The sequence below is a fragment of the Halorussus vallis genome (genome assembly GCF_024138165.1).
Classification (GTDB): Archaea; Halobacteriota; Halobacteria; order Halobacteriales; family Haladaptataceae; genus Halorussus; species Halorussus vallis.
The window spans coordinates 711421-729773 of record NZ_CP100000.1 but is presented as its reverse complement, the minus strand read 5'-3'; the positions used below and the strand labels follow the sequence as shown (position 1 = coordinate 729773).

General features: G+C 66.7%; 16 protein-coding genes. 12 read left to right on the top strand and 4 right to left on the bottom strand.

Annotated elements, in window-relative coordinates:
- Window positions 1-56: 56 nt before the first annotated feature.
- Together NGM07_RS03885 and NGM07_RS03880 are read left to right on the top strand one after the other, a co-directional pair.
- On the top strand, window positions 57-1451 hold the full coding sequence (locus tag NGM07_RS03885) for a bifunctional metallophosphatase/5'-nucleotidase (protein WP_253517383.1): 1395 nt from the start codon (window positions 57-59) through the stop codon (window positions 1449-1451).
- A 114-nt stretch (window positions 1452-1565) separates the two neighbouring features.
- Window positions 1566-1967, top strand: coding sequence for a universal stress protein (locus NGM07_RS03880; RefSeq protein WP_253517382.1), 402 nt, complete (start codon window positions 1566-1568; stop codon window positions 1965-1967).
- A 77-nt stretch (window positions 1968-2044) separates the two neighbouring features.
- On the opposite strand, the gene NGM07_RS03875 is transcribed toward NGM07_RS03880, so the two are convergent.
- Complete coding sequence (locus tag NGM07_RS03875; RefSeq protein ID WP_253517380.1) at window positions 2045-3085, bottom strand: mechanosensitive ion channel family protein; 1041 nt, start codon at window positions 3083-3085, stop codon at window positions 2045-2047.
- A 106-nt stretch (window positions 3086-3191) separates the two neighbouring features.
- On the opposite strand from NGM07_RS03875, the gene NGM07_RS03870 reads away from it, so the two are divergent.
- Both NGM07_RS03870 and trmB read left to right on the top strand, forming a co-directional pair.
- Window positions 3192-3935 (top strand): proteasome assembly chaperone family protein, encoded by a 744-nt coding sequence (locus NGM07_RS03870; protein WP_253517378.1) that lies wholly within the window; start codon window positions 3192-3194, stop codon window positions 3933-3935.
- A 570-nt stretch (window positions 3936-4505) separates the two neighbouring features.
- Window positions 4506-5561 (top strand): HTH-type sugar sensing transcriptional regulator TrmB, encoded by a 1056-nt coding sequence (gene trmB, locus NGM07_RS03865; RefSeq protein ID WP_253517377.1) that lies wholly within the window; start codon window positions 4506-4508, stop codon window positions 5559-5561.
- Window positions 5562-5581: 20 nt separating this feature from the next.
- Here the strand turns inward: trmB and NGM07_RS03860 are convergent, their stop codons facing one another.
- On the bottom strand, window positions 5582-6544 hold the full coding sequence (locus tag NGM07_RS03860; protein ID WP_253517375.1) for a DUF8054 domain-containing protein: 963 nt from the start codon (window positions 6542-6544) through the stop codon (window positions 5582-5584).
- A 105-nt stretch (window positions 6545-6649) separates the two neighbouring features.
- Between NGM07_RS03860 and NGM07_RS03855 the strand changes: the two genes are divergently transcribed.
- The 7 genes from NGM07_RS03855 (at window position 6650) to NGM07_RS03825 (ending at window position 13946) form a co-directional block, all read left to right on the top strand.
- Window positions 6650-7636, top strand: a complete 987-nt coding sequence (locus NGM07_RS03855; RefSeq protein ID WP_368410269.1) for an aldo/keto reductase — start codon at window positions 6650-6652, stop codon at window positions 7634-7636.
- A 211-nt stretch (window positions 7637-7847) separates the two neighbouring features.
- Window positions 7848-9389, top strand: coding sequence for an extracellular solute-binding protein (locus NGM07_RS03850; RefSeq protein ID WP_253517370.1), 1542 nt, complete (start codon window positions 7848-7850; stop codon window positions 9387-9389).
- Between the two features lie 32 nt (window positions 9390-9421).
- Complete coding sequence (locus NGM07_RS03845; protein WP_253517367.1) at window positions 9422-10411, top strand: carbohydrate ABC transporter permease; 990 nt, start codon at window positions 9422-9424, stop codon at window positions 10409-10411.
- 2 nt (window positions 10412-10413) lie between these two features.
- Entirely contained in the window at window positions 10414-11331 is a 918-nt protein-coding gene (locus NGM07_RS03840) for a carbohydrate ABC transporter permease (protein ID WP_253517364.1), read from the top strand.
- Window positions 11332-11337: 6 nt separating this feature from the next.
- Window positions 11338-12525 (top strand): ABC transporter ATP-binding protein, encoded by a 1188-nt coding sequence (locus NGM07_RS03835; RefSeq protein ID WP_253517361.1) that lies wholly within the window; start codon window positions 11338-11340, stop codon window positions 12523-12525.
- The gene (locus tag NGM07_RS03830) at window positions 12525-12728 is read left to right on the top strand and encodes a DUF8005 family protein (protein WP_253517358.1); all 204 of its coding nucleotides are present in this window, start codon (window positions 12525-12527) and stop codon (window positions 12726-12728) included. Before NGM07_RS03835 ends, NGM07_RS03830 begins: the two co-directional genes overlap by 1 nt.
- Window positions 12729-12872: 144 nt before the next feature.
- Complete coding sequence (locus NGM07_RS03825; protein WP_253517355.1) at window positions 12873-13946, top strand: Gfo/Idh/MocA family protein; 1074 nt, start codon at window positions 12873-12875, stop codon at window positions 13944-13946.
- A gap of 479 nt (window positions 13947-14425) precedes the next feature.
- Here the strand turns inward: NGM07_RS03825 and NGM07_RS03820 are convergent, their stop codons facing one another.
- A complete protein-coding gene (locus tag NGM07_RS03820; protein ID WP_253517342.1) occupies window positions 14426-15163 on the bottom strand; it encodes an isopentenyl phosphate kinase in 738 nt (245 codons plus the stop codon).
- Window positions 15160-16149 carry a mevalonate kinase gene (gene mvk, locus NGM07_RS03815; RefSeq protein ID WP_253517339.1) on the bottom strand — a complete coding sequence of 330 codons (990 nt, stop codon included), beginning with the start codon at window positions 16147-16149 and terminating at the stop codon, window positions 15160-15162. Before mvk ends, NGM07_RS03820 begins: the two co-directional genes overlap by 4 nt.
- Before the next feature lie 133 nt (window positions 16150-16282).
- On the opposite strand from mvk, the gene NGM07_RS03810 reads away from it, so the two are divergent.
- Complete coding sequence (locus tag NGM07_RS03810) at window positions 16283-18295, top strand: prolyl oligopeptidase family serine peptidase (protein ID WP_253517336.1); 2013 nt, start codon at window positions 16283-16285, stop codon at window positions 18293-18295.
- The last annotated feature ends 58 nt before the right edge of the window (window positions 18296-18353 follow it).

Genomic DNA, 18353 nt, shown 5'->3' with positions numbered 1-18353 from the left:
TCCGGGGAGACTCCGTCCGAAGGAGTCTTGTCGGCGGCGCGAGAACCCGCGGTCCGATGGCTCCCCGTCTCCTCCACTACTCCGATATCGAGAACGTCTACGACGCCCCTGAACGGGTCGGTCGCCTCGCGGGACTCCTCGACGAACTCCGCGGCGACGACGCGATTCTGGCGGGAAGCGGAGACAACACCTCGCCGGGCGTCCTCGCGCTGGTCGAGAACGGTGCGCAGGCGCTCGACTTCTACGAGGCGGTCCGGCCGGACGTCGAAACGTTCGGCAACCACGAGTTCGACCACGGCAAGGCCGACCTCCGGCGACTCGTCGCCGACTCGCCCCAGACGTGGGTGAGCGCCAACGTCTGGGAGACGCGGTCGGACTCGGAAGAACGATTCGCCGCCGCAGAGGGCGTCGTCCCCGCTACGACCGTGGAGGTCGGCGGGGAGACGGTCGGCTTCGTCGGCGTCACGACCGCCCGAACCGCCTCGCTCAATCCCTTTGCCACCGACCTGGAGTTCGCCGACCCCGTCGAGTCGGCCCGCAAGGCGCTCGCGGACCTCGACGCCGACTACACGGCCGTGCTCTCGCACCTCGGAAACGGCGACGAGGAACTCGCGCGGGCGGTCGACGCCGACGCGATTCTCGGCGGTCACGTCCCGACCGAGCGCCGCGACCGAATCGAGGGCACGCTCCTCACCAGACCCGGCGACGGCGGGTCCGTCGTTCTTGAAGTCGACCTCGGGACCGGCGAGGTCGCCCACCACGAGGTCGCCGACGCCCCCGTCCACGAGGGGGTCGCGGCGGCGATGCGCGAGCGCCTCGCCGAAACCGGTCTGAACGACGTCGTCGGTCGCGTCGAGGAACCCGTTTGCCGCGCGGAGACGACGCTGTTCGGCGGCGAGTGTCGCCTCGGCAATCTGGTCGCCGACGCCTACCGCTGGGCGACCGGCGCGGAGGTCGGCCTCCAGAACAGCGGCGGGGTCCGAACCGGCGACCCCTTGGAGGGGGAGGTGACTGCGGCCGACGTCGTGAGCGTCACGCCGTTCGAGGAGAACCTTGCGGTCGCCGAAGTTCCGGGCGAGGCGCTCCGAGACGCGTTCGAGTGGGCCGCCGGCCCCGACCTCGACTTCGCCGAACCCGACTGGTGGCACGCGCAGGTCAGCGGCGCGGAGATCGCGTGGGACCCCGAAACCTGCGCGGTCGAGTCGGTGCGCGTCGGCGGCGACCGCCTCGATACCGACCGGACCTACTCGGTCGCGCTCTCGGAGTACGTCCTCCACACCGACGATGAGTTCCCCAGCCTCGGCGAGGACCTCCTGGTCGAGCGCGGCGACATCCAGTACGAGGTGCTGGTGGACTACGCCCGCGCGGAGGGGGTCGACGCTGAACTCGACGGCCGGGTGCGCGCCGTCGGACCGACGGCCGTCGACGGTTGGGGTTCCGCCGACAGATAGGGTTCCGCAGACGGTCGGAATTTCCCCGGCGAGCGCTCCGCCGACGGTCGCGGACCCGCGCGGCGACGTCCTCGACCGGGGCATAGAAAAGTCCGGACGGCGTTCGGTCGAACGATGACCCGCGTCGTCGTCCCCGTCCGATATCCGCTCTCGGCACACTCGCGTCGGACCCTCGAAGAGGCCATCGGCGTGGCCGAGGAACGCGACGCCGAGTTGACCGTCCTCCACGTCAACCTCTACCACAAGGGCAAGACCGTGAGCCGCGCCGAACTCAAGCGCGCGGTCGAGGAGGAGTTCGGACCGCTCCCCCACACGCGGTACGTGATTCGGGAGGGGTTCCTGGTCGAGGAGACCATCCTCGAAGAGGTCGCGGCGGAACACGCCGACGTGGTGGTCATCGGCCACAAGCAGTCGGGTCGTTGGCGGCGCATGCTCCGGAAGCTGACCTCCGACCCGAACGTCGACAGCTACCTCCGGGAGAAACTCGACGCCGAGGTAATCACGGTCGGAAAGTGAGTCGCGAACGAGTCGTCAGACTCGCTCGCGGCGGTTTCGGTCCCGGGCGAACCGTTTTTGGTACTTGGAAGCCGGCTTCAGTTCCGGGAGTCGAACTCTTCGGGCGAGGCGCGCGAGTCGCCCGCCACGTCCTCCCCGCGGTCGGCCGGCGCGGCGTCGGCCTCGGCGGATTCGGACCCGCCGGCGACGCTCTCCTGCCCGGGGACTTCGGCCCCATCCTCCACGCTGACCCGGGCCGTACCGCTCGTCTCGTCGAAGACGAGGTGGCTGTGGGGGTACGCGATCTCGACGTCGGCGTCGGGTAGTTGCTCCCAGACGCGCTCCTGAATCTTCGAGCGGACGCGCGGCATGAAGTAGGGGTCTTTCACCCAGTACCGGAGGTCGAGCAGGACGCCGTGGTCGGCAAACTCCTTGATATACGCCACCGGTTCGGAGGCGTAGCGCGCGCTCCCGATGCGGATGTCCGGGCCGCCCTCGACCACCTCGGGCGTCTCCCGGGCGGCCCGCTCCAGTATCGCGCGCGCTTCCTCCAGGTCGCCCTCGTAGGTGACCAGCAACTCCATCGAGAGCCGCGAACGGGTGTCCTCGGCGGAGTAGTTGATGATGTCGCGGTCGCGCATGCTGGAGTTGGGGATGACAAGGAAGGTGTTCTCCAGGGTGAAGACCTTCGTGTACCGGAGCGTGATGTCCTCGACGTAACCGCGGGTGTCGCGCTCGACGAACTCGATCATGTCGCCGATTTCGTAGGGCTGGTCCGCCAGCAGGAACAGGCCGTTGATGATGGAGCCGATGATGGGCGCGAGCACGAACCCCAGCACCGCCGAGAACACCGTCACCGAGAGGAAGATATCGCCGGTCTGCAACCCGAGGTAGTTCGCCGCGACCACGGCGGCCATCACCATCACGGTCGCCCGAATTCCGCCGAGGGCGGTCTTGGTCAGGCTGGGTCGCTGGAACTTCCGCGCGACCTGCCGGCCGACGAGTCGCACCACCAGCGCCCCCACGTACCAGCCGACCACGAGGATGACCGCGGCGAGCAGGACGTCGGCCGTGTTGGTCGCGGGCGAGGTGAGATACGACTCCAACTCTTGCAGGACGGTGTCCAGCAGACTCGCCATTGGCACGTACCTCTCTCGCGGCTGGCAAAACACTTTTCGTCGGCAGCGACCGCGCCCGGTCGAGTCGCGGTAAAGAGCTAAGTCGGGTTTCGCCGTAGCCCGGCGTATGAATGGGGACGAGCGACCGCAGACCGCTTCCTTCGAGATCGAGTCGAAGAGCCCGCACGAGACGGTCATCGCCGGCTTCTCGCAGTTCGGCCTGGCCGGGCTGACCGCGGTCGACTACCTGGTCGACCACCTGGAGTTCGAGGAGGTCGGCCACGTCAACGCCGACCAGTTGCCGGCCATCACGCCGTTCGAGAACGGCCGACCCAGACACCACACCCGGCTGTTCTCGCACGCCGACCACGAACTGACGGTGCTGGTCGGCGAACTGTTCGTCCCCGTCTGGGCGGCCAAGCCGTTCACCGACGCCATCCTCGACTGGACCGAGGCCCACGGCGTCCGGGAAATCACGGTGCTCCACGGCGTCCCGATACCCCACGGTCCCGACGAGCACCGGACGTTCTACGTCGCCACCGACGACTACCGCGAACACCGACTCGCCGACCTGGACGTTCCGGCGATGGGCCAGGGGTTCTTGGACGGCATCAACGCCGAACTCGTCGCTCGCGGGATGAGTTCGCCGCTCCGGACCGGCGTGTTCGTCACCCCGGTTCACGCCCAGGCCCCCGACGTCGAGGCCGCGATTCGACTCCTCGATGCGGTCGAGCGAGCGTACGGCATCGGCATCGACACCGGGCCGCTGGAGGAGTTCGCGGGCGAAATCAAGGAGTACTACGAGAGTCTCGCCAACCGGCTCGCCGAGCGCGTCGAGAGCGAGGTGCCCGAGGACCGGATGTTCATGTGACACGCACCCACCTTTTTTCTTCGTCGGGTCGCTGATGCGCCGCAGAGCGGCGCATCAGCAACCACTCCTCGAAAAAATCTGGACCAAAAAAGGACACGCGCAGAGGCCGAGTCGCCGCGGCGACTCGGCCTCCGCGCATCTTCGACTGCTGGTACGACTTCCGCCCTTGCACTGGTGCGGGCGCACCGGAAGACGGTCGTGCTCGCTTCGCTGTGCGCGCTGCGACTTCCGAGCCTCCGTTCGCTTCGCTCACGGAGACTTCGCGCCCTGCCGACAGCATTCCACCCGCACCGCAACCGCCACACCCCTCCCCAACCGACTCCCTCAAGCGCACGGGCGCGACTCCAAAAACTAACCACGAATCCACGTCAGCGCGTGTCGGGTGGAGAGCCGGTCCGCCGCACTTATCCGGACGTTTATATACGAAAACGGGGCTATCTGCTACCGTCACCGGCGGACGGTTTCGCCACCGGACGCGAAATACTACGCGAAGGATGAAACGAGTTTCCGGAATCAGGTGCTACTCGAAACCGGGTAAATGATTTACCCCTCGAACGAATGGTATCGCACATGGCCTCCGACGACCTTCACGCGACGATAGAGCAGGTCGGCGACCGGTTCGACCTCGGGGAGTACGAGATCGACGCCTATCTCACCGTCCTCGAACACGGCGAACTCACCGCCAGCGAGATCGCAGACCGCACCGACATCCCCCAACCGCGCGTCTACGACACCGTGCGAAGCCTGAGCGACCGCGGACTGGTCGAACTCCGCGAGTCCCGACCGATGAAGGTCATCGCCGTCGACCCCGACGAGGCGTTCTCGGGCATCCAGTCGTCGCTGATGGAGATGGTTTCGGAACTCGAAGCGCGCTACACCGCGCCGGCCCGCGACACCGAGGCGGTTTCGCTGGTCAAATCGCGCTCGACCATCCTTCGCTACCTCGCCGACGTCATCGAAACCGCCGAGTTCGAGATCGCGCTGTCGCTCACCCCCGACCTCCTCCACCGGTTCGAGGACGAACTCAGCCACGCCATCGACCAGGGGGTCAGCGTGGAACTGCTCGTCACCCCCGCCTCGGAGGCCCCCGACCCCGAGAGCTTCGACTACCTCGACGTCGCGACCACGGCCCGCGCCCGCCGGGGCATCACCACGCCGGTCATCGCCGTGGCCGACGGCGAGTACTCCATCTACGCCACCCAGGACGCCCTGCGGGACGACCAGGACCGCTACGGCGTCATCTTCAACCGCTCGGCGCTCGGCTTCCTCGTCTCTGGCTTCTTCGGCACCGTGCTGTGGACCACCGCCGAGCGGACCCTCGCGGCCGACGGCGAGGACCGTCCGTTCCCCCGGCGGTACTCCTCCATCCGCCGCTGTGTCAAGGAACTTCAGGAACTCGAAGGCGACTTCCACGCCACCATCGAGGGCCGAGACATCGAAACCGGCGCCTCCCGGGTCGTCCAGGGGAGGGTCGTCGGTTTCTCGTTCGAGGGCGGCGAGCGCGTCGCCGGGATGACCATCGAAACCGACGACGGCGAGATTACCGTGGGCGGGCAGGTCGCGGCGCTCGAGGACATCGAAGCCCACGAGATTCGCATCGGGCGCGACGAACCGCCCGCGTACTGAAATCGAGAGAGCGGGCGAAATCAGAAGGTGTAGAGGCGGGCCTCGCAGTCGACGCAGGCGAGCACCTCGTCGACCGGGTCGTTCAGCGTTCCCCGGGTCCCGCCGCAGCACTCGACCGTGGTCGTCTCCTCGACCGGACCGCCGCAGTCCGGGCAGACCTCCAGGAACATCCGGAGCGGCGCCGACGCCCGCGCCCGGAGCGTCGGGTCGAGGTCGGTCCGGTCGTCGAGTGCGCGCACCGCCGCGGTTTCCGCGACGGCGACCGGTCGGGTGAGCCAACTCTCGTTCGCCGGGTCGTCGCTGCCGTCCGAAACCACGAACCACCGCTCGCCGCGCGGTTCAACCGTCTCTACGACCGCTCCGGCGGGCGCCGCCTCCCGTAGCGCGGCTTCGAGCGCGCCGTCGTCGCGCTCGCGGAGGTCGCGCATCTCGGCCTCCCACGCGTCCCGGAACGCCTCGTCCAGAAAGAGGGCCTCGCCCTCGGCGACGACGACGCCGGTTTCGGCGAGCGCGCCGACGACCCGCTCGCCGCCCGCTTCGGCGTCGCCGAGCGTGCCGGAGGCGTCGGGTTCGTCGCGGGCGTCCGAATCAGTGGCGTCGGACGTCTCCGGCGTATCGCACGTCGCGTCGGTCGCCTCTGTCGCGCCGGACGTGCCCGACGCGACCGACGAACCCAGCGACCCCGACTGCTTCGACGCGTCGCCGTCGGCGTGGAACGGGTCGCCGGGGAGCCGCGAAACAAGTCTCGGGGCAAACCGAGGAGTGTACGGGACGAGGTAGCCCCGCAACGCGATCGCCGCGCCGCCGGCGGCCGCGAGCGAGAGCGCGGCGCGCGCGGAGCGCCGCCGCGCGACGCCCGCGCACGCGAGAAGCAAGAGTCCGACGTTCACGACGGTACAGGGCCAACAGCGCCTGTCGCCGGTGTGAGCCGGGTCGCGCAGGCGGTCGTACAGCGACCGGGGGAGACTGTCGTCGGTGGTCATGGCTCACGGTTCGGTCGGCCGACCCTTCACTTTTCCGCGAGACGCGCCGGTGCCCGTAGCATTTTCCCGGTCGTCGTCGTAGGCTCGGACATGCCGGACGTGGACATGGAGTATACGAAACTCGGAGACACCGGCCTCGAAGTCTCTCGGCTCTGTCTCGGTTGCATGAACTTCGGGAGCGACGCCGAGTGGATGATGCACGACGAGGAGGCGAGCGTCGACCTCATCCACCGCGCGATGGACCTCGGTATCAACTTCCTCGACACCGCGAACGTCTACTCGCACGGCGAGAGCGAGCGAATCGTCGGGCGGGCCATCGAGGAGTACGACGGTTTCGACCGCGAGGAACTGGTCGTCGCGACGAAGGTGTACGGTCCGATGGGCGAGGGACCGAACCGGCAGGGCCTCTCGCGAAAGCACATCATCGAACAGGCCGAGGCGAGCCTCGACCGACTCGGCACCGACTACATCGACCTCTACCAGATTCACCGCTGGGACGAGACGACGCCCATCGAGGAGACGCTCGACGCGCTCGACTACCTCGTCGAGAGCGGCAAGGTCCGGTACGTCGGCGCGTCGACGATGATGGGCTGGCAGTTCGCGAAGGCGCTCTACGAGAGCGACCTCAACGACTACCGGCGGTTTCGGTGCATGCAACCGGAGTACAACCTCGTCGACCGTCACGAGGAGGAGAACGTCCTGCCGGTGTGCGAAGACCAGGACGTGGGCGTCATCCCCTGGAGTCCCCTCGCGGGCGGATTCCTGACCGGTAAGTACGACCGCGACGCGGACCCGGAGGAGGGACGGGCGGCCACGGACGAACACACCCGCGAGCGGTTCACCGAGGAGAACTGGGCGGTGCTGGACGAGGTTCGGGCCGTCGCCGAGGAGAAGGACGCGACCCCGGCGCAGGTCAGCCTCGCGTGGCTGTTGCACAAGGACGTGGTGGACTCGCCCATCGTCGGCCCGCGGAGCGTCGACCACCTGGAGGAGAACGTCGCCGCGCTGGACGTCTCGCTGTCGGACGAGGAGATAGCGCGTCTGGAGGAGCCCAAGTCCCCGACGTGGTCTCGAGCCATCGGGGACCTCTAGGAGAACCAACCGTTACCATGACTGAATATTCGTCTCGAATATTCAATCGACAGACAGTAACGAGGCCCGGAACCGTGATTGGCCGGTACCGACCCCGATAGCCGCGTTTTCGCCGCGTGTTTAGGCACACCATATGAAAGATATTTTACAACGATGGCAGTAGTTACTGGCACTAAGATATAAATGGATAAACTACGTCTTTGGGAGTGAAATGGCTGGCAATACTTCGCACGAACCTGACGACCGACAGCAGGGCGCCGACCGAAGTTCCGGGGTTTCCCGCCGGAACTTCGTGCAGGCAGTCGGCGCATCGGGTGCGGCGGCCGGACTGGCCGGCTGTATGGGCGGAAGCGAAAGTAACAACGGTAACAACAATCAGAGCGGCGGCGGCTCCACCGTCGGCAACGTCGACAATCAGGGCGGCAAGACCACGCTCCAGTGGGCGACCGACCCGGACTTCAAAGGCGAGGTCTGGAACCGGCTCCAGAAGGTCCTCTACAAGAACGGCCTGTCGAAGGACATCGAGGTGAAGGTGCTGGCGGGACCGACCGTCACCGACAACCGGCGCTCCCAGTACCAGCAGTGGTTGTCGGCCGGGCGAAAGAACCCCGACATCCTCTACGTCGACAGCGGGTGGACGATTCCGTTCATCGTCCGCGACCAACTCCTCAACCTGAGCAAGGAGCTCCCGAAGAAGGTGACCCAGGACGTCAAGAAGAACTACTTCGACGCGAGTGTCTCGACCACGCAGGCCCAGAACGGCGACATGTACGCCGTCCCGCTATTCCCGGACTTCCCGACGATGCAGTACAACAAGAAGTACGTCCGGAAGGCCGGCTACGGGGAGTCGGACTTCAAGAAGTGGTCGAAGAACTCCATGACGTGGAAGGAGTTCTCGAACGTGGCCCAGAAGGCCAAGTCGGCGAACGACGTCAAGCACGGCTACACGTTCCAGGCAAAGGCCTACGAGGGGCTGTCGTGCTGTGACTTCAACGAGTTCATGACCAGCTGGGGCGGGGCGTACTTCGGCAACCCCAAGAAGAACCTCTTCGGCCCGATCGGCAAGCGACCCGTCACCGTCGACGAGAAGCAGGTCGTGAACTCGCTCAAGATGGTCCGGACGTTCATTCACGGCTCACAGGCCAACCACACGCTCGACGGGTACAAGGGCAACATCGCGCCGCCCGCGGTGCTCCAGTGGTCCGAGGAGCCCTCGCGCAAACCGTTCTCGGCGGGCGACGCCGTGATGCACCGCAACTGGCCGTACTCCATCAACATCAACGGCGCGAAAGACCAGATGGGCAAGGACCTCGGCGTGATGCCGATTCCGTACGCCAAGACCGAGAAGAAGGCCCAGTACCCGATGACGGGCGGGCCGGTGGCGGCGCTGGGCGGGTGGCACAACGCCATCAACCCCAACTCCGAGAAGAAGGAGGCGGCGCTGGAAGTGCTCAAGGCGATGACGAGCGAGGAGTTCCAGCTCAAGCTCTTCGAGGAACTGGGCTTCCTGCCGCCACGGCCGAAGCTGTTCAACTCCGACCGCGCGACCAAGGTGCCCATCATGGGCCGGTACATGGAACCGCTCAAGGTGGCCGGGCAGAACGCCATCTCGCGTCCCGTCACCGCCATCTGGCCCCAGGAATCCCAGAAGATCTTCCAGCAGGTCAACGGGGCGCTCGCCAAGAGCGGTAATCCGAAGAAGGCGATGACCCAGCTCAAGAGCCAGCTCCAGGCCATCGAAAAGAGCGCATAGACATAAGGCGCTTCAAATCTAACACGATTTTTATGGCAGCATCCACAGAAGGTGGTGTCCGGGACTCCGAGCGCTCGGGGCCGTACGTGGCGGTGGTGCGCTGGGTGGAGAACCTCAGCGACACCCAGTTCGCGTACCTGCTGTTGGCCCCGGTGTTGCTGCTGCTGGGCGTCATCGCGTTCTGGCCCCTGCTCAGCACGTTCCGGATGTCGCTTCACGCCGACAGCATCGTCGGGTCCGACCCGCTCGGGCAGTTCGTCGGACTGCAGAACTACGTTGAGCTGCTAACCGGCCAGCGCGACATCGTGCTCGTGCGGCCGTTCTTCGACCTCAGCACGCCGTTCAAGAGCGCGCTCACCGTGACGCTCATCTTCACGGTCGCCAGCGTGTTCTTCGAGACCATCATCGGATTCGGGCAGGCGCTGGTGCTGGACCAGGACTTCCGGGGTCGCCGGTGGGTCCGGGTCGCCATCATCATCCCGTGGGCGGTGCCTATCGTCATCCAGGGGATGATCTTCTTCCTGCTGTTCCAGCCCGGCATCGGCTTCCTCGTCGACTGGATGCAGGCGCTCGGCGTCTTCTCGGCGACTCCGCTGGCCAACAGCTTCGACTCGCTGGTGATACTCGTCATCGCCGACGTGTGGAAGACGTCGGCGTTCATGGCGCTCATCATTCTGGCGGGCCTGCAGAGCATCGACCGGAGCCTCTACGACGTGGGTCGGGTTGCGGGCGCCTCGCGGTGGCAACAGTTCCGGATGATCACCCTGCCGCTCGTGCTCCCGTCGGTGCTGGTCGCGATGCTGTTCCGGACCATCGGCGCGATGCGCGTCTACGGTATCATCGAGACCGTCACGGGCTGTTCGACGGTGCCGTCGCTGTCGTGTCTCGTGGTTTCGACGTTCCGCGACTCCCGGCTGTACGGGACCTCCGCGGCCGTCGCCTTCATCACGGCGGCACTCATCGGTATCGTCGTCTCGGTGTATATCGTGAAGTACGCTGACACGGATCAAGGAGGTGTCTGACGATGGCAACCGAAACCGACAGTCAACAGGGACCGTTCTCGCGCTGGGTCAGCTCGACCATCGAGAACCCCCAGAAGGCGTACCGGGCGATGTTCTACGTCGTCACCGTGATATTCCTGTTCACCACGCTGTTCCCGTTCTACTGGCTGCTGGTGCTGGCGCTGACGCCCAACGCGGCCATCTCGAACATGGGGCTGCTGCCGAAGGGGTTCAACCCCGAGGCGTTCATCACGGTGTTCCAGCGCGTGCCGTTCCACCTCTACATGTTCAACAGCTTCGTGCTGGGCATCGCGACGACCGCCATCGTGCTCGTACTGGCGAGTCTCGCCGGCTACGTGTTCGGACGGCTCGAGTTCCCCGGGAAGGGACCGCTGATGCTCGCCATCCTGGCGGTTTCGTACTTCCCGCCGGCGGCGTTCATCATCCCGCTGTTCCGGCTGTTCACCGGGAACGTGACCGTGTTCGGCATCTCGAGTCCGAACCTGTTCAACACGCCGTTCGCGATGATACTCCCGTTCAGCGCGCTGTTCATGCCGCTGTCTATCTTCATCCTTTCGACGTTCTACGGCCAGATTCCGGACGGCCTGGAGGACGCCGCGAGGATCGAGGGGACGACACGGCTCGGCGCGCTGTTCCGGGTCATCGTGCCGCTGTCGGCGCCGGGCGTGGCCACCGCGGGCGTGCTCACGTTTATCTCGGTCTACAACGAGTTCTTCTTCTCGTTCCTGATGACCGACGGCACGGCCGACAACTGGGCACCTCTCGTCTGGGGTATCCTGAGCTATCAGGGCCAGTACTCGGAACTGTACAACCTCATGGCGGCCGCGAGCATCATCGGCGTGCTGCCCATCGCCATCCTCGTGGTTGTCGCGCAGGAGAAGATCGTCAGCGGCCTCACGCAGGGAGCGCTCAAGGAGTGATAGACAATGGGTGAAGTAATCCTAGAAGACGTCATCAAACGGTACGGCGACGTAACGGCGGTCGACCACATGAACCTCGACATCAAGGACGGCGAGTTCGTCACGCTCGTCGGTCCCTCCGGTTGCGGGAAGTCCACGACGCTGGAGACCATCGCGGGGCTGACCAAGCCCACCGAGGGCAAGATCACCATCGCGGGTCGCGACGTGACGAACCTGCCGCCGAAGGACCGCGGGATAGCGATGGTGTTCCAGAATATCGCGCTGTTCCCGCACATGGACGTCTACGAGAACATCAGCTTCGGACTGCGGTTGCGCGACTACGACAAAGAGGAGATCGAACGTCGGGTCGAGCGCGCGGCCGACATCGTCCAGTTGGAGGGGATGCTCGACCGCGAACCGAGCGAACTCTCGGGCGGCCAGCGCCAGCGCGTCGCCATCGCCCGCGCCATCGTCCGGGAACCCGAGGTATTCCTGATGGACGAACCGCTGGCGAACCTCGACGCGAAGCTCCGCGTCCACATGCGGACCGAACTCCAGCGCCTCCACAAGGAACTGGACACCACCATCATCTACGTCACCCACGACCAGGCGGAGGCGATGACGATGTCCGACCGCATCGCGGTCATCGACGGCGGCGAACTCCAGCAGATCGCGCCGCCGCTGGTCTGTTACAACGAACCGTCGAACCTGTTCGTCGCCGGGTTCATCGGCTCGCCGTCGATGAACTTCGTCGAGGGCGAGATCACGGCCAGCGGCATCTCGACGGCCGAGTTCGACGTCGACTTCGACCCCGGCCAGGTGGCGGGAATCGCCGAAGGCGACGCGGTGACCCTCGGCGTGCGCCCCGAGGACGTCCACCTTCGGGAGGTCAGCGATGGCATCGCCAATCCGACCCGCTCGATCCCCGCCCAGACCGACGTGCTGGAGCCGATGGGCGACGAGATATTCGTCTATCTGCTGACCGGCGACGCCGAGTCCCAGATGGAGGCCGACCCCGACTCGATGACAAACCAGTTGTTGATGAGCGTCGACCCCTCCTCGGACATCGCCGAGGACGAGAACGTGGAGGTCGTGCTCGACCGCGAGCGCGTCCACCTCTTCGACACCGAAACCGGAGAGGCCATCACGCACGGCCTGGAGTTCGCCACGGTCGAACCCGGCACCGCTGGCACCGAAGCGGAGGGTGACGACTGATGGTGACGACGCTCGGCTGGCTCTACCTGCTCGGCGGGACGGTGCTGTTTTTCTTCTGGGCCTACGGTATCGTCTCGTTCGTCCGCGACACCAGGCGGAAGTTCATCCCCGCGGGGAAACAACTCCTCGCCGCGCGGCGCGAGCAGAAAGAGCAGGCCGAGCGAGAGAAAGAGCGGGACGAAAAGGAACAGCAACTGTACTGACCGTGACGACGAACCGACGGACGGACCGATTCGGCCCACCGTTTTCGACAGTGCCCTGTCGAGTCAAATCGAGAGCGAGCGAGGCGGTGCGCGCCCGAAGGGAAAGACCTAACAACGCCTCACGGTTGCCTACCACTAGTAGCTATGTCTGCCACGAATGAGCCGGTACGGGTCGGGTTCGTCGGCTTGGGGAACATCGGTCACTACCACGCCGACCGTCTCGTCGACATCAAGGGAGTCGACGTCGTCGGCGGCGTCGACATCAATCCGGACGCACGCGCCAGGTTCGCCGAGAAGTACGGAGTCGAGTCGTTCGAGAGCTACGAGGAACTGTACAGTGCCGACGTGGACGCGGTCGTCGTCACGACCCCGAACAAGTTCCACGAGGAGTACGCCGTCGCCGCCCTCCAATCGGGACTCGACGTCCTCCTCGAGAAGCCACTGGCCCATTCGCTGGAGAGTGCGGAGCGAATCGCCGAGGCCGCGCGGAACGCCGACGCCTTCTGTATGGTCGGGTTCCACAACCGCTTCCGCAACCCCGTTCGAGTCGTCAAGGGCTACCAGGAAGAGGGCCGATTCGGCGACGTCCGACACGTCGAGGCCAACTTCATCCGCCGCCGGGGTATCCCCGGCCGGGGGTCGTGGTTCACGAACCGCGAGATAGCGGGCGGCGGCGCGCTCATCGACATCGGCGTCCACGCCATCGACCTCGCGCTCCACTTCCACGACTTCGCGCGCGTCAAGGAGGTCGCGGGCACCATCCGCTCGCAGTTCGGGTCGCGCGACGACTACGCCTACCTCGAGATGTGGGGCGAGGACACCAACTCCGGCGAGTTCAGCGTCGACGACTCGGTGAGCGCCTTCCTGCGCCTGGAGGGCGGCAAGACCATCAACCTCGAAGTCGCGTGGGCGGCCAACCGCTCGCCCGACGAGGAGTTCATCATCCGGGGCACCGAAGCGGGCGCGTGCTTCGACAAGGCCGACGACTCGCTCACCCTCTACGAAACCGGCCGCCAGGGCACCGACCACTTCTCCGACAGCCAGGTCCAGACCCGCCACGAGGACCCGCACAAGGCCGAACAGCGCGTCTTCTTCGAGGCTGTCCGCGACGACGTCCCGCCGACGATGAACACGGTCGAGCAGGGACTCGAAGTCCAGCGGGTCATCGACGCTATCTACCGCTCGAACGAGGAAGGGCGCGCCATTCAGCTCCGGTAACCTGGGTCGAACTGCGGTCGGTCGCGGATTCTTCTCTCTCCGACTTCTCGCACGTTAGGCCGAGCCTATCGCGGAACCGCTGGTCGCCCGTCGTGCCCCCAACGCGGGTGCGACGGGCGACGTAGGCGGAACGGAGACGGTCGGCTGAACGGGACGTCGTCCGGTGCGAACGTTTAAGTACGATACCGGGGCCAACTCTTCCCGGACGCCTCGCGCGGTTCGCCGTCGCGGTCGGGCGCTCTGCGCCCGGCCGCTTCCACGAGTGACCGAAGGGAGCGAGTTCACCACTAACTCGAAGATGCGAGCGAACGCAGTGAGCGAGCGTGTTCCTTTTTGGTCCAGCTTTTTACAAGAAGTGGTGGCCGAAGTGCCCGGAGGGCGCGAGGCCACCCGACGCCGCAAAAAGGTGGGTTAGCCCGACTAACCTGAAACGGCCGAGCCAGCCAAATTACGTCGAGTTACGCAAGGAACTGCGGCGACTACCGACCGTCGATTCTCGTCCCGGGCTCCTCGCCGGCGAGGAACGCCCGAAGGTCGTCGGGACCGAAGATGGTCGCGGGAGCGCCGAGGTCCAACAGCGCCCGGACCTTTCCGGCCATCCCACCTGTCACGTCGGTCGCGTCGCTCCCGCCGAGGACGTCGGCTACCTCGTCGTAGGAGCGGATCTCCGGAATCACGTCCTCGCCGTCCAGCACGCCCGGGACCGTTGAGCAGAAGCCCACGCGGTCGGCGTCGACGCCGCGGGCGACCGCCGTCACCACCTCGTCGCCGCTGAGGATGGTCACGCCCTCGCCCTCGTGGGCGACCACGTCGCCGTGAAGTACCGGGACGAACCCCTCGCCGAGCATCGTCTCGACCTGCTCGGTCATCAGAGTCAGCGCTGCTTCGCGGTCCCGCCGCGCCGCGGAGAACGGGTGGACCGGGACCGCCGGCACGCCCCGGTCGTGGAGCCGCGAGAGCACGAAGTCGTTCAGCGTCTTCATCGCGCCGTGGATCTCGACCGCCGCGGCGGCGTCGTTCGAGCCGTCGGTCTTTGAGACGCCGTGCTCGCTGGCGTTGTGGTGGCCGAAGCTCCCGCCGCCGTGGACCACGACGAGGTCCGCCGCGTCGGCCTCGGCGATGGCCGACGCCGCGTCTGCCAGTGCCGGGCCGTCCAGCGTCTCGGCGCGGTCCTTGTCGGTGATGACGCTCCCGCCGAGTTTGACCACGGTGGTCATGCTCGCTCCACCCGGACGCCCTCGGTGGCCAGTTCGGCCCGGAAGGCGTCCTCGCACCCGGGCGTGAACTTCAGCGCGGTTTCGGTTTCCTGGGTGGGGTCGAGCGCGACGATACACCCGCCGCCGCCCGCGCCGGTCAGTTTGGCGCCGAGCGCGCCGGCGTCCCGGGCCGCCCACACCATCTGGTCGAGCGACCGCGAGGAGACGCCCAGCGCCTCCAGCAGGCCGTGGTTGAAGTTCATCAGTCGACCGAGTTCGGCCACGTCGCCGTCGGCCAGCACCGTCTCGCCGTGGCGGACGATCTCGCCGATGCTCTCGACGGTGTCGGCGGCGAAGTCGTACTCCTCGCGGAGCGCGCGAACGCCCGCGACGAGTTCACCTGTGTCTCCCGCGCCGCCGTCGAACCCGATGACGAACGGGAGGTCGGGCGCGTCGATGGTCCGGCAGTCGTCGCCCTCGACCCGGACCGCGCCGCCCGTCGCCGAGCAGAAAGTGTCGGCCCGGGAGGCCTCGCCGTCCTGGACTTCGAGTTCGGCCCGGTAGGCGCGCTCGGCGATCTCGTCCGTCGGGAGTTCGACGCCCAGTTCGCGCGACGCGGCGTCGATGCAGGCGGCCGTGACGGCGGCCGACGACCCGAGGCCGGCGCCGAGCGGAATCTGGCTCTCGACCGTAATGTCGAATCCCGCGTCGGGGGCGTCGGCGACCTCGCGGGCCTGCTCGACCGCCGCGTCGACGTAGCCCATCCCGGCTTCGACCAGCGACTGGGAGGCGGCGACGTCCGGGACGTCGTCGGTCGCGCTACTGTACTCGACGATGAACCCGTCGAGGCTCAGGTCCTCGGCGTGAACGCGCAGTCGGTCGTCGTCCCGCTGTTCGACGGTGACCGTCGCCCGCCGCTCGATGGCGCAGGGCACCGCCGGTTCGCCGTAGACGACCGCGTGCTCCCCGAACAGGTAGACCTTGCCGGGAGCGCTCGAAACGACCATACGGGGAGGTTCCGGTTCGGGGGTTAACACTCTTTCCGAACCGGTTGCCGTGGTCCGGGCGAATCGGTCGCCGTCCCGGTGAATCGGTCGCCTTCGCCCGAAATATTATGTACTATGGCTGACACGGAGATGTATGCCACAACCCCCCGAAACCGAGCAGCGCGAGGTCGTCGAAACGCTCCACGGCGAGGAGGTACGCGACCCCTATCGCTGGCTGGAGGACGACGACGAGGAGGTCGCCGCGTGGGTCGCGCGGCAGAACGAGTACACCGACGAGCAACTCCGGAACGAGGCCCGCGAGGCGCTCGAACCGCGGTTCCGCGAACTCGCCGACGTCCCGAACTACGGTCGCTTCGTCCCCCGGGAGCGGGGGTACTTCCAGCGCGTCGAATCGACGGACGAGGACCGCGCGAGACTGCTCTTCCGCCCGACCCTCGACGACGAACCCCGCGTCCTCGCCGACCCCAACGAGTGGCCCGAGGGCGAGTCGCTGGACTGGTTCCTCCCGTCGCCGGACGGGTCGCTCGTCGCGTACGGCGTCGCCGAGGGCGGCGACGAGAACTACGACGTGGTCGTCCTCGACGTGGATACCGGTGACGTCGTCGACGAAATCTGCGACTGCGGCCGGACTTTCCTCGGCGGAATCGCGTGGGGCGATTCGGGACTCTACTACGTGACGACCGGGGCGGCGGGCGGCGGCGCGCAACTCGACAAGCAGATTCGGTATCACGAACTCGGAACGGAGGGGACGGATTCGGTGCTCGTCGACGACGTGGGCCGGCGCGTCTGGCCCGAACTGGTCACCGACGAAGGAGAACTCGTAGTGACATTCCGAGAGGGGTGGCGCAGCGCGGATGTCCTCCGGTGGACGGGGACCCCCGAGTCCGGCGAACTCGTTCCGCTGGTCGTCGGCGTTGACAGCTTCTTCCGGGCGAAGCTACGCGACGGAACCGTCTACTTGCTCACCGATTACGATGCGCCGCGGTCCCGGGTGCTCGCCTGCGACGTCGACGCTCGCGACGTGGACCCCGACGACCTCCGCCAAATCGTCCCCCAGCGCGACGGGACGCTGCAGAACTTCGTCTTCGCGGGGGAGTACGTGGTCGCGCACCACCAGCGGGACGCCCACTCGTCGCTGACGGTGTACGACTCCGACGGGGAACGCCTTCACGACGCGGCGCTACCGGCGTACGCGGCCGTCGAAGACTACTACCTGCACGGCGCTCGGGCGACGTCGGAGTTCTTCTTCACCGTCGAGACGTTCGACCGACCCCGCCGAGTCGTCCGGGGCGACGCCGAAACCGGCGAAACGAGCGTCGTCGAACGGCGCCGGGCCGACGGCGACGCCGACATCGTTGTCGCTCAGCAGTTCTTCGAGTCGGCCGACGGGACCGAGGTGCCGGCGTTCGTGGTCCACCGAGAGGGAATCGACCTCGAAGGCGACAACCCGGCCGTCGTCTACGGCTACGGCGGCTTTCGAACCAGTCTGCCGCCGATGTACGATCGGTTCCGCACGGCTTTCCTGGAGGACGGCGGCGTCTACGTGCAGGCCAACCTGCGAGGCGGCGCGGAGTACGGCGAGCGGTGGCACCGCGAGGGGATGAAGGAGAACAAGCAGAACGTCTTCGACGACTTCTACGCCGTCGCCGAGGGACTCGTCGAAGCGGGCTACACCCGCCCGGAACGCCTGGCGGCGCTCGGTGCGTCCAACGGCGGCCTGCTGGTCGGCGCGGCGCTGACCCAGCGGCCGGACCTGTTCGGCGCGGCGATCTCCGCCGTTCCGGTGCTCGACATGCTCCGGTTCCACGAGTTGTTGCTCGGCGAGACGTGGACCACCGAGTACGGGTCGCCCGAGGACCCGGAGGCGTTCGAGTACCTCCGGGAGTACTCGCCGTACCACAACGTCGAGGAGCGCGCGTACCCCGCGACGCTGTTCAAGGCGGCGGCGGGAGACTCGCGCGTTCACCCGGCGCACGCCCGCAAGATGGCCGCTCGGATGCAGGCGGCCAACCGCGGCGACGCCCCGGTTTTGCTCCGCGTCGAGGACGCCACCGGACACGGTTCGGGGAAGTCCACGTCGATGCGGGTCCGAGAGGAACTCGACAAGTGGGCGTTCCTCTACGACCGGTTGGACGTGCTGGAGTAGGCCGCCGTTTCGTCGTGCGCTCTCCTCCACGACGAAAACCGGAGGGTGAGGCCGCCAA